8 protein-coding genes are annotated in these 12,094 nt (G+C 65.3%); 4 read left to right on the forward strand and 4 right to left on the reverse strand.

Annotation, left to right across the window (positions count from 1 at the left end):
• Positions 1 to 57: 57 nt before the first annotated feature.
• The 4 genes from betA to speB form a co-directional block, all read right to left on the reverse strand.
• Positions 58 to 1,743 carry a choline dehydrogenase gene (gene betA / locus E8E91_RS10730; RefSeq protein ID WP_280375743.1) on the reverse strand — a complete coding sequence of 562 codons (1,686 nt, stop codon included), beginning with the start codon at positions 1,741 to 1,743 and terminating at the stop codon, positions 58 to 60.
• Between the two features lie 32 nt (positions 1,744 to 1,775).
• A complete protein-coding gene (locus E8E91_RS10735; protein WP_280375744.1) occupies positions 1,776 to 3,281 on the reverse strand; it encodes a cytosine permease in 1,506 nt (501 codons plus the stop codon).
• 138 nt (positions 3,282 to 3,419) lie between these two features.
• A complete protein-coding gene (locus E8E91_RS10740; RefSeq protein WP_280375745.1) occupies positions 3,420 to 4,922 on the reverse strand; it encodes an aldehyde dehydrogenase family protein in 1,503 nt (500 codons plus the stop codon).
• 20 nt (positions 4,923 to 4,942) lie between these two features.
• Positions 4,943 to 5,914: an agmatinase gene (speB, locus tag E8E91_RS10745; protein ID WP_280375746.1), complete on the reverse strand. Its 972-nt coding sequence runs from the start codon at positions 5,912 to 5,914 to the stop codon at positions 4,943 to 4,945.
• A 156-nt stretch (positions 5,915 to 6,070) separates the two neighbouring features.
• Between speB and E8E91_RS10750 the strand changes: the two genes are divergently transcribed.
• The 4 genes from E8E91_RS10750 to gcvP all read left to right on the forward strand — a co-directional run.
• The gene (locus E8E91_RS10750; RefSeq protein ID WP_280375747.1) at positions 6,071 to 6,982 is read left to right on the forward strand and encodes a LysR family transcriptional regulator; all 912 of its coding nucleotides are present in this window, start codon (positions 6,071 to 6,073) and stop codon (positions 6,980 to 6,982) included.
• Positions 6,983 to 7,004: 22 nt separating this feature from the next.
• On the forward strand, positions 7,005 to 8,540 hold the full coding sequence (locus E8E91_RS10755) for a sigma-54-dependent transcriptional regulator (RefSeq protein ID WP_280375748.1): 1,536 nt from the start codon (positions 7,005 to 7,007) through the stop codon (positions 8,538 to 8,540).
• Between the two features lie 406 nt (positions 8,541 to 8,946).
• Positions 8,947 to 9,324 (forward strand): glycine cleavage system protein GcvH, encoded by a 378-nt coding sequence (gene gcvH / locus E8E91_RS10760; protein ID WP_280375749.1) that lies wholly within the window; start codon positions 8,947 to 8,949, stop codon positions 9,322 to 9,324.
• A gap of 14 nt (positions 9,325 to 9,338) precedes the next feature.
• The coding region (gene gcvP, locus E8E91_RS10765) for an aminomethyl-transferring glycine dehydrogenase (RefSeq protein ID WP_280375750.1) at positions 9,339 to 12,094 on the forward strand (2,756 nt) is incomplete at its 3' end.

Consider the following 12,094-nt stretch of genomic DNA (forward strand, 5'->3'; position numbering starts at 1 on the left):
GGCGGGGGTGAGGGCTGCGTCAGCGGGCACAGAGGTTCTGGGATGAACAGAGCCCCCTCAGACACCCACCTGACGCACCGGCGCGTGGCTGCGCTGGGCACTTTCCCAGTTGGCCGCCAGCCCCACGGGCATATCCTCGGGCGCAAGCGGCCGGCGACCGCGCACCAGGTCCGAGGCGCGTTCGGCGAGCATAATGGTCGGCGCGTTGAGGTTGCCGTTGGGCTCGGTGGGGAAGACCGACGAATCGATCACCCGCAAGCCCTGGATGCCCCGCACGCGCAGCTCGGAATCCACCACCGCCATGTCGTCTTCGCCCATGCGGCAGGAACCGCAAGGGTGCATGGTGCTTTCCATGTTGGCGCGCACGAAGGCATCGATTTCCTCATCGGTCTGCACGTGGGGACCGGGCGCCAGTTCCTCGCCACGGAAACGGTCCATGGCCGGCTGGCCGATGATCTCGCGTGTCAGGCGCACGCAGCGACGGAAGCCCTCGCGGTCCTCTTCGCTCTCCAGGTAGTTGAAACGGATCTCCGGGTGCTGGTACGGGTCCGCCGACAGCGCGCGGACGTGGCCACGGCTCTTCGGTTTGTTGGGCCCGGTGAGGATCATGAAGCCATGGCCCTTGAACGGCTTGTCACCGTCGTAGCGCATCGCCGCCGGCAGGAAGTGGAACTGGATGTCCGGCCAGCGCAGCCCCTTCTCGGAACGAATGAAACCGCCCGCCTCGAAGTGGTTGCTGGCGCCCAGGCCATCCTTGAACAGCAGCCAGCGCAAACCGATCAGCGCCTTGCCCCACAGGCTCATCTTGCCGTTGAGGGTGACGGGCTCCTTGCAGGCGTACTGGATGTAGATCTCCGAGTGATCCTGGAGGTTTTCGCCCACCCCCGGCAGGTCGTGACGGACCTCGATGCCAGCCTTCTTCAGGACCGCCGCCGGGCCGATGCCGGAACGCTGCAGCAGGTGCGGCGAGCCGATGGGACCGGAGGACACCAGCACCTCGCGGTTGCATTGCACGACGTGGGTCTGGCCGCCCTGGTCGTATTCCACGCCCACGGCACGCTTGCCATCGAGGATGATGCGACGGGTCATGGCGTGGGTGACCACGGTCAGGTTGGGGCGCTCCATCGCCGGACGCAGGTAGGCGTTGGCGGTGGACCAGCGCACGCCATCCTTGACCGTCATGTGCATGGCGCCGAAGCCTTCCTGCATGTAGCCGTTGCAGTCGTCGGTCTTGATGTAGCCAGCCTCGGCGCCGGCCTCCACCCAGGCACCGTAGAGCGGGTTCTGCATGTTGTTGCCGTTGTTGGTGGAAAGCGGGCCGCTGGCGCCGCGATAGTCGTCACCACCGAACTTGTAGGTCTCCGCGCGCTTGAAGTACGGCAGGCAGTTCCGGTAGCTCCAGTTCTTCGCCCCGAGGTTTTCCCATTCGTCGAAGTCGTAGGCGTGGCCACGGATGTAAACCAGGCCGTTGATCGAGGACGAACCGCCCAGCACCTTGCCGCGCGGGCAATGCAGGCGGCGGCCATCCAGGTGCGGCTCGGCCACGGTCTCGTAGCGCCAGTTGTACTTCTTGGTGTTCATCGGAATGGAGAAGGCGCTGGGCATCTGGATCAGCACACTGCGGTCGCTGCCGCCGAATTCCAGAACCAGCACGGAGGTGCCGGCGTCTTCAGTCAGGCGGTTGGCCAGGACGCAGCCAGCCGAACCCGCACCAATGATGATGTAGTCGTATCTGTTAGCCATGATCTTTCTCGCAATGAAACGGGACGGGGCTGTTACCAGGCTTTACCCGTCGTGAATTGAGGGGCCTCTTTCTCGATCTGGCGAATGAGGGTTTCCTCCTTCTTCAGGTCGAGCGACAGGCACAGCAGGTAGTAGGCGACACCCGAAACGATCAGACCGACCAGCCACGCCATGTCCACGCTGCCGATCATTCGGGCCAGCGGGCCGACGTAGACCTCATCGGGACCGCTGAAGATGGTGAAGAACGGAATCATCACCACGAAGCCGATCAGGTAGGCGATCAGCCCACGGCTACCCCAGCGACCGTAGATGTTGTCGTGCGGCAGGAAGAAGTGCGGGATGGCATAGCGGCCCTTGCGCACGAAGAAGTAGTCGGTGAGGTTGACGGCGGTCCAGGGCACCAGGAAGTACAGCATCACCACCAGGTACATGTTGAGCATCGACAGTCCCGAACCGGAGGCATTGATGCTGATGGCCACGCCCAGTTGCAGGAGCACGACGAAGATGATCGCCAGGATGCGTACGCGGGCCGTGGGCTTGATCTTCCTGAACGAATCCACGCCGGTGATGGTGGTCAGCTTGGCGCTGTAGATATTCATTGCGATCACCGGCAGGAAGGCCAGGATGGTGACCGCCACCACCGCCGTCCCCAACTCCGGGGCGAAGCTGGCACCGACGCTGTTGAGCGCAACGAGCACATCAGCGGTACGCAGGTGTTCAGCCAACCAGCCACCGACCGAGATCATCCAGGCGCCCGAGAGCGAGGCCCCAATGAAGACCGCCGCGATCAGCTTCCCACTCGAGGTGTTCTTCGGCAGGTAACGGGAGTAGTCCGAGACGTAGGGTGCGTAGGCGATGTTGTAGCTGGCGGCCGCCGCGAACTGGGCGACGAAACCGGTCAGGGTGAAGCCGAGTTTGACCGTTTCAGCCCCCTCAGCCGGCAGCGGTGCGGACGGTACCCAGCCCAGCAGTACCGCCAGCGTCACCAGCCCGTAGAGCGGCAGCGAGAGGAACAGCGACCATTTGAAGGTCTTGTGCATCCAGTCATGGCCGAGGATGGCCAGGGCGGTGGCGGGCACCGAGACGACCAGGGCAACGGTCATGGGGTCCCAGTGGAACAGGTGCTCCAGCCCTTGCATCATCAACACCAGGTTGACGATGTTGAAGCCGGCGAAGACGAACAGCGTCGCCAGTAGCACCAGCACCACACCGCGATAGCCGAACTGGGCGCGGGACTGGATCATCTGCGGCAGGCCGAGATGCGGCCCTTGCGAGCCGTGGAAGGCCATGAACAGGGTGCCGAACATGATGCCCAGCGTGCCGGCGATCATGGTCCAGAACGCGCTCAAGCCGACGCTCGGGCCCACGAAACCGATGGTCATGGTGAAGAAGGTGAAGTTGCCAACGAACCAGAAGGGGCCCTGGGCGGACAGCTTGTCGGTTCTCTCGTTCTCCTGGATGAAATCGATGGAGTGTCCTTCGATTTCCAGTCCGCGTTGTCCCTCGGTCGCGGGCAGACTTTGTGATGCTGATTTCATGGTATCTCCGCTCTTATTTTCGTATGGAGTATCACCAGGCTCCGCACCCAGGCAGCCCGTCAGGAACTGCCTTGCAAGGCGGGTGCGGATCGATCATGCGGCGGCAGCGGGGACTGCCGACGCTTCAGCTGAAATCACTTAAGGAAGTGTGATCCACACCGCCTTGGTTTCCAGCAGGTAATCCAACTGTTCCGACCCAAGGTCCTTGCCATAGCCCGACTGCTTGTAGCCGCCGAAGGGCATGGAGGGATCGAGAGTGCTGTGGGCATTGACGTAGACGGTGCCCGCACGCAGTCGCGGGATCAGGCTGTGAACCCGCCCGAGGTCGTTGGAATAGAGCGCCGCGGCCAGGCCGAAGAGCGAATCGTTCGCCAGGGCCAGCGCTTCTTCTTCGTCGTCGAAGGGCGCGGTCACCAGCACCGGGCCGAAGATCTCTTCCTGGACGATGCGCATGTAATTGCGGCAGTTGGCGAAGACGGTGGGCTGGACGTAGAAGCCGGGGCCGTCGACCGGCTCGCCGCCGTAATACAGCTCCGCACCTTCCGCCTTGCCGGTCTCGATGTACTCCAGCACGCGCTGCTGTTGCTGGCGCGACACCATCGGGCTGATGAAGCAATCCGGGTCCAGGCCGGGGGCGATCTTCAGTGTTGCGGTGTAGTCCGCCAGCTCGCGCAGGAACTCGGCGTACACGCTGCGGTGGACATAGGCGCGGGTACCGGCGTCGCAGACCTGCCCGGAGTTGAAGAACACGCCGTTGGCCACTGCCTGGGCCGCCGCCTTGATATCGGCATCGGCGAAGACGATCACCGGCGATTTGCCGCCCAGTTCCAGGGTCAGGCGCTTCATCTGGTCCATGGCCGCCTTGCCGACGGAGCAGCCCACCGGGGTCGATCCCGTGAAGCTCAGCTTGTCGATGCCCGGATGGCTGGACATGGCCGAACCGACCACGCTGCCGCGCCCGGTGACGATGTTCACCACGCCATCGGGGATGCCGGCTTCCTGTACCAGTTCGGCGAAACGCAGGGCCGACAGGGAGGTCAGCTCGGCCGGCTTCACTACCACGGTGCAGCCCACCGCCAGGGCGGCGCCGAGTTTCCAGGCCATGGTCTGCAGCGGGAAGTTCCAGGGCACGATCACCCCAACCACGCCCACCGGCTCCTTGCGGGTGTAAGCCAGGTAGTTGCCGGGCAGCGACGGCTCCACGGTGCGCCCGTGGATCTTGCTGGCCCAGCCGGCGAAGTAGCGGAAGGTGTCGATGGTGCCCTGGATATCCACCGCACGCGCCTGGGCGACCGACTTGCCCATGTCGATGGATTCGATCTCCGCCAGTTCATCTGCGTTGGCTTCGATAAGGTCGGCCAGGCCATGCAGCAGGCGCTCACGCTCCAGCGGTTTGAGCTGGCTCCAGGCACCGCCGTCGAACTGCGCGCGAGCGGTCTGCACGGCACGATCCAGATCGTCCGCAGTGCCCATGGGGATGCGGGTGAGCACGGCGCCGGTAGAGGGCTCGATCACCTCGGCCGTATCAGCCGATTCCAGCCAGGCACCGCCAACGAACATTTTCTGGGACTTGCCGAGGAAACGCTGGGTCGCCTCGGATACACCGAATTTCTGCAGATACTCTTTTACTTTGATGTCCACTCTCTATTCCTCCAGACCTGTCAGCGGTTACGGGCGCGTTCGTGGAAGATGAAGCCGATGCTGTTCATCAGCAGTTGCGCCGCGAGGATCGAGGTGGCGCCAGTGGGGTCGTAGGCCGGTGCAACCTCGACCAGGTCCATGCCGACGACCCGGCCCTGGCTGCGCTTGGCCAGCGCCTGGATGATTTCCAGCACTTCGTAGTAGAGGAAGCCGCCGTGGCTGGGGGTGCCGGTGCCAGGGGCGATGGACGGGTCGAAACCGTCGATGTCGATGGTGATGTAGTAGTCCAGGCCTTCCGGAATCTTCGCCATGACGCCTTCGGTGCCCAGGCGGCGCACGTCGCGCACCGACAGGATCTGCGAACCGGCGGCGCGGGCGGCGTCGTAGTCATCGCGGTTGGAGGACGACACGTTGCGGATGCCCATCTGGGTCATGCCAACGATATGGTCCAGCTCGGAGGCGCGGCGCAGCGGGTTGCCGTGGCCGTAGCGCACACCGTGGCGCTCGTCGACGAAGTCCAGGTGAGCATCGAAATGCACGATATGGATGGGGGCGTGGCCCTCGAAGGCCTTGATCACCGGGGCATGGATCGAGTGGTCCCCGCCCAGCACCACCGGCATGGCGCCGGATTCGAGGATCTTGCGTACGGCGAATTCGATGTTGTCGTTACTGGAGGCCATGTCGGTGTGGACGATGTCCGCATCGCCGACATCCACCATGGTCACCTGATCCTGGGTCAGGTAAAGGGCGTCGTCTTCATGGTCGTAGGCGCCGGAATGGCCGAAGGAAAACAGCGTGGAGGCTTCGCGAATGCTGCGCGGTCCGAAGCGTGCACCGGAGCGCCACTGGGTGCCCATGTCATTGGGCGCGCCGAGGATGGCGACGTCCGCGTTGATGGCATCCCAATCGGTGCAGATCGGGGACTTGGCAAACGTACAGTGACCTACGAAAGGCAGGTTCAACCGTCCGGATTCATAAGCATTCTTCGACATAGTCGCACGCCTCGCTTTTTTGTTTTCAGTGGTCGGCGAACCGGCTTCGAATTCGCCGTTGCAGCGAATATGTGCGCAGATTTATTTTGTAAAAATGCAAAACATCAGATGCTCATATCGCCAGTAGCGATGTAAATCGCCGACCGGGAGGCCCACGTGATCCAGTTGCACGATGTCGACCTGAAGCTGCTTCGGGTCTTCGCCACGATCGTCAAATGCGGGGGCTTTTCCGCTGCCCAGGCGGCCCTGAATGCCGGTCAGTCCACCATCAGCGAACAGATGAGCCACCTGGAGACCCGCCTCGGGGTCAAGCTCTGCCAGCGCGGCCGCAGCGGCTTCCGCCTGACCGAGCAGGGCGTGGCCATCCACGAGGCGACCCAGCGCCTGCTTTCGGCGGTGGAGACGTTCTGCATGGACGCCGACGTGCTCAAGCAGCGCATCAGCGGCAAGCTCAACCTCGGCATCATCGACAGCACCCTCACCGATCGCGCTTCCCCCCTGCCCCGCGCCACCCAGCGTTTCGTTTCCCGTGGGCACGACGTTCACCTCAGCGTCTACGTCGGTACCCCGGCGGAGCTGGAAGAGCGGGTGCTGGACAACCGTCTGCACCTGGCCATCGGTCACTTTCCCGCGAAAATTCCCGGCCTCGACTACTCACCGCTGTACCAGGAGGCGTTGGGCCTGTACTGCGGGCGTCACCACCCGCTGTTCGCCAGCACCCTGACCGGGCAGGCACTGCACGAGGCCATTGCCGTAAGCCGCATCGCGGTACGCGGCTACATGCAGCAGTACGACCTCGACGTGCTCGGCGTGAGCAAGGCGGCGGCCACTGTGGACAACATCGAGGCCCTGGCGATCCTGGTCATTTCGGGTGCCTATATCGGCCTGCTTCCGGCGCACGTCGCCGAGCAGTGGGTCAGCACCCGCGAGATGCGCCACTTGCCCATCTCCCGGGACCAACTGGAGTCGCCCTTCGACGTGATCACCCGTCGCGGCGCGGCGCCACCGATCCTCCGCGCCTTCCTCGAAGACCTGACCGCCTGCTCCGGCGGTTTGACCAAGGGCTGACCAGCCAGCAGGCGAATTCCCCATGCGCATACACGTCACCTTCATCGACCGCGTCGGCATCACCCAGGAAGTCCTGGCCTTGCTTGGTGGTCGCAACCTCAATCTGGAAGCGGTGGAGATGATTCCGCCGAACGTCTACATCGACGCCCCCAGCCTCGGTCCAGAGGTGCTGGACGAACTGCGCGAAGCCCTGCATGGCGTACAAGGTGTGCAGGCGGTGACAGTGGTCGACATCCTCCCCGGCCAGCGCCGCCGTCTGCAGCTCGATGCCCTCCTCGCCGCCGTCAGCGACCCGCTGCTGGCGGTGGACGCCAGCGGCCACGTGCTGCTGGCCAACCCTTCGCTGGTCGGCCTCTACGGTCGCGATCCGACGGGCGAGCCTCTGTCGAACCTGTTCGATGACCCTGGCCTGGCGCAGACCCTGATCGAGCGGGGCTTCCGCTTGCCCATGTGCGAAGTGGCGCTCAAGGGCCTCGCTCTGCTGCTGGACGCCACTCCGATTACGGGCGGTGCGGACGCCGAGGCACAGGACCTGGCCGGCAGCCTGCTGACCCTTTACCCGCCCAGCCGCATCGGCTCGCGCCTGGCCTCCCTGCGCCCGGAAAGCGGCGAAGGCCTGGAAACCCTGTTGGGCAAGTCGGCGCCCCTGAAGCAGCTCAAGGCGCGCCTGCACAAGGTCGCCCGGCTGGACGCGCACCTGCTGATTCGCGGAGAAACCGGCACCGGCAAGGAACTGGTGGCCCGCGCCTGCCACGCCTTGAGTGACCGCAAGGATGCGCCCTTCCTCGCACTGAACTGCGCGGCGTTGCCGGAGAGCCTGGCCGAAAGCGAACTCTTCGGTTACTCGGCGGGCGCCTTCACCGGCGCCCAGCGCGGCGGCAAGCCCGGCCTGCTGGAACTGGCCGACGGCGGCACGGTATTCCTCGACGAAGTCGGCGAGATGTCGCCCTACCTGCAGGCCAAGCTGTTGCGCTTTCTGAGCGACGGCTGCTTCCGCCGGGTCGGCGGCGACAAGGAAGTCCACGTGAATGTCCGCGTGCTCGGCGCCACCCACAGGCACCTGGAACGCATGGTCAGCGAAGGCAGTTTCCGCGAGGACCTGTTCTATCGCCTCAACGTGCTCAACCTCGACGTACCGCCCCTGCGCGAACGCGGCCAGGACATCCTCCTGCTCGCCGAGCACTTCCTCGACCAGGCCTGCGCGCAGATCCAGCGCGCTCCGTGCCACCTGGCCCCGGCCACCTACCCGCTGCTGCTGGGCAACCGCTGGTCGGGCAACGTCCGCCAGTTGCAGAACGTGATCTTCCGCGCCGCCGCCATCAGCGAAGGTGACCTGATCGACTGCGACGGCCTGGAGCTTGCCGGCACGGCCCTCGGTGCTCCCCAGGCCGACCCCATGGAAGTCACCAGCCTGGAAGACGCCGTGCAGGGCTTCGAGAAAAACCTGCTGCAGCAACTCTTCACCGCCTACCCGTCCACCCGGCAGTTGGCGGCCAGGTTGAATACCTCCCACACCGCCATTGGGCAGCGGCTGCGCAAGTACGGCATTTCCCGCTAGGGCGGGCGTGGGGCAACCTCTCCTGTAGGGTCGAATTCATTCGACAAAGCAGGACGCAGTCCTGCCCTTCGGGTTGTTGGGGGCAGCTGCGCTGCCCTTGGCGAATGAATTCGCCCCTACAAGTCACCCGGCATCTTTTCGCAACCGGTTCGATTCCATTCCACTGGAGCGATTTCGCTCCAATGTCCTTCAAAGCCTCGGCTTCCGGGCCTTTCCTCATTCAGAGCAGCTGAAAGACTCTTTTCGGCGTGGAGCGATATCGCTCCAGAAAAAGAGTAAGGCCGACACCAAAAAACGCTCAAGCTATTGAAATTAAAGGCTTTTAAAGAGTTGGCATCCCACTTGCTCTTGTTCCATCAGCCGAGCCAAACGCTCGGGACCCAACCTGATAACAAGAGGAAGCTCCATGACCACTCTGCGTTTTACTCCCGAGCACGAATGGCTGCGCGTCGAACCCAACGGTGACGTGACCGTCGGCATCACCAGCTTCGCCCAGGAAGCCCTCGGCGATGTGGTGTTCGTGCAGTTGCCCGACAACGGTGTTTACGAACAAGGCGCCGAAGTGGCCGTGCTGGAGTCGGTGAAAGCCGCCAGCAACATCACCATGCCGCTGGATGGCGAAGTGATCGAAGTGAACCAGGCCCTCGCCGACAACCCCGAGTTGGTCAACGAAGCGCCGATGGACGACGGCTGGTTCTTCCGTATCCGCCCGAACAGCCCCGAAGCCGTCGCCAGCCTGATGGACCAGGCCGGCTATGACGCGTTCCTCGCCGACCACGCCTGACCGGAGGAACTGCCATGAGCCTCGCCCAATTCCCCCTGGACACACGCAACGAGTTCGTCCCGCGCCACATCGGCCCACGGGACGCCGATGCCAACGCGATGCTGGAGTTGCTGGGCTTCGACAGCCTGGACGCGATGATCGCCAGCGTTGTGCCCGACAGCATCAAGGGCACCAGCGTGCTCGACCTGCCGGCCGGCCAGGGCGAGGCCGAAGCCCTCGCCGCGATCAAGGCCATCGCCGCGAAGAACCAGCTGTTCAAGAGCTACATCGGCCAGGGCTACTACCCCTGCCACACCCCCAGCCCGATCCTGCGCAACCTGCTGGAAAACCCGGCCTGGTACACCGCCTACACCCCCTACCAGCCGGAAATCTCCCAGGGTCGCCTGGAAGCCCTGCTGAACTTCCAGACCCTGGTCAGCGACCTCTCCGGCCTGCCGGTGGCCAACGCCTCCCTGCTCGACGAAGGCACCGCCGCCGCCGAAGCCATGACCTTCTGCAAGCGCCTGGCGAAGAACAAGGCCAGCAACGCCTTCTTCGCCTCGCAGCACTGCCACCCGCAGACCCTCGACGTGCTGCGCACCCGCGCCGAGCCGCTGGGCATCGAGGTGGTGATCGGCGACGAGCGTGAGCTCACCGACGCCAGCGCCTACTTCGGCGCCCTGCTGCAGTACCCCGCCGCCAACGGCGATGTCTTCGACTACCGCGAACTGGTCGAGCGCTTCCACGCCGCCGGCGCCCTGGTGGCGGTGGCCGCCGACCTGCTGGCGCTGACCCTGCTGACCCCGCCCGGCGAGTTCGGCGCCGACGTCGCCCTCGGCAGCGCCCAGCGCTTCGGCGTGCCGCTCGGCTTCGGCGGCCCGCACGCGGCCTACTTCGCCACCCGCGACGCCTTCAAGCGCGACATGCCCGGCCGCCTGGTCGGCGTCTCCATCGACCGCCACGGCCAGCCGGCCCTGCGCCTGGCCATGCAGACCCGCGAGCAGCACATCCGCCGCGAGAAGGCCACCAGCAACATCTGCACCGCGCAGGTGCTGCTGGCCAACATCGCCAGCATGTACGCCGTCTACCACGGCCCGCAGGGCCTGACCCGCATCGCCAACCGCGTGCACCAGCTGACCGCGATCCTCGCCGAGGGTCTGGTCCAGCTCGGCGTGACCGTGGAGCAGGCGCACTTCTTCGACACCCTGACCCTGGCCACCGGCGCCCAGACCGCCGAGCGCCATGCCGCAGCCCGCGCCCAGCGCCTCAACCTGCGTGAAGTGGATGCCGTCCGCCTCGGCCTGTCCCTGGACGAAACCACCACCCAGGCCGACGTCGAGCAACTCTGGGCGCTGTTCGCCGACGGCCAGGCGCTGCCCGCCTTCGCCGAGCTGGCCGCCCGCGTCGCCAGCCGCCTACCGGCCGCCCTGCTGCGCCAGAGCGCGATCCTCGCCCACCCGGTGTTCAACCGCTACCACTCGGAAACCGAGCTGATGCGCTACCTGCGCAAGCTCGCCGACAAGGACCTGGCGCTGGACCGCAGCATGATCCCGCTGGGCTCCTGCACCATGAAGCTGAACGCCGCCAGCGAGATGATCCCGGTGACCTGGGCCGAGTTCGGCGCCCTGCACCCCTTCGCCCCGGCCGAGCAATCCCAGGGCTACCAGGAACTCACCACTGAGCTGGAAGCCATGCTGTGTCAGGCCACCGGCTATGACGCCGTGTCCCTGCAGCCGAACGCCGGCTCCCAGGGCGAATACGCCGGCCTGCTGGCGATCCGCGCCTACCACCTCAGCCGTGGCGACGACCAGCGCGACATCTGCCTGATCCCGCAATCGGCCCACGGCACCAACCCGGCCACCGCCAGCATGGTCGGCATGCGCGTGGTGGTGACCGCCTGCGATGCGCGCGGCAACGTCGACATCGCCGACCTCAAGGCCAAGGCCGAGGAGCACAAGGAGCGCCTCGCCGCGCTGATGATCACCTACCCGTCCACCCACGGCGTGTTCGAGGAAGGCATCCGCGAGATCTGCGACGTCATCCACGCCAACGGCGGCCAGGTGTACATCGACGGCGCCAACATGAACGCCATGGTCGGCCTCTGCGCCCCGGGCCAGTTCGGCGGCGACGTCTCGCACCTGAACCTGCACAAGACCTTCTGCATCCCCCACGGCGGCGGCGGCCCGGGCGTCGGCCCGATCGGCGTGAAGGCCCACCTGGCGCCCTTCCTGCCCGGCCACGCGCAGATGGCGCGCAAAGAGGGCGCGGTCAGCGCGGCGCCCTTCGGCAGCGCCAGCATCCTGCCGATCACCTGGATGTACATCCGCATGATGGGCGGCGACGGCCTGCGCCGCGCCACCCAGCTGGCGATCCTCAACGCCAACTACATCGCCCGCCGCCTGGAAGAGCACTACCCGGTGCTCTACACCGGCAGCAACGGCCTGGTCGCCCACGAGTGCATCCTCGACCTGCGCCCGCTCAAGGAGACCAGCGGCATCAGCGTCGACGACGTCGCCAAGCGCCTGATCGACTACGGCTTCCACGCCCCGACCATGAGCTTCCCGGTGCCCGGCACGCTGATGATCGAGCCCACCGAGAGCGAGTCGAAGGAAGAGCTGGAGCGCTTCTGCGACGCCATGATCCGCATCCGCGAGGAAATCCGCGCGGTCGAGGCCGGTGAGCTGGACAAGGACGACAACCCGCTGAAGAACGCGCCGCACACCGCCCACGAGCTGGTCGGCGAGTGGACCCACCGCTACAGCCGCGAACTCGCCGTGTACCCCAGCGCCAG

Source organism: Pseudomonas sp. BN515 (assembly GCF_029873155.1).
GTDB lineage: Bacteria > Pseudomonadota > Gammaproteobacteria > Pseudomonadales > Pseudomonadaceae > Metapseudomonas.

Excerpts from the sequence above, each read along its gene's own strand:
- betA (WP_280375743.1), bottom strand. The coding sequence starts at position 1,743 with ATGGCTAACAGATACGACTACATCATCATTGGTGCGGGTTCGGCTGGC.
- E8E91_RS10735 (WP_280375744.1), bottom strand. The coding sequence starts at position 3,281 with ATGAAATCAGCATCACAAAGTCTGCCCGCGACCGAGGGACAACGCGGA.
- speB (WP_280375746.1), bottom strand. The coding sequence starts at position 5,914 with ATGTCGAAGAATGCTTATGAATCCGGACGGTTGAACCTGCCTTTCGTA.
- E8E91_RS10755 (WP_280375748.1), top strand. The coding sequence starts at position 7,005 with ATGCGCATACACGTCACCTTCATCGACCGCGTCGGCATCACCCAGGAA.
- gcvH (WP_280375749.1), top strand. The coding sequence starts at position 8,947 with ATGACCACTCTGCGTTTTACTCCCGAGCACGAATGGCTGCGCGTCGAA.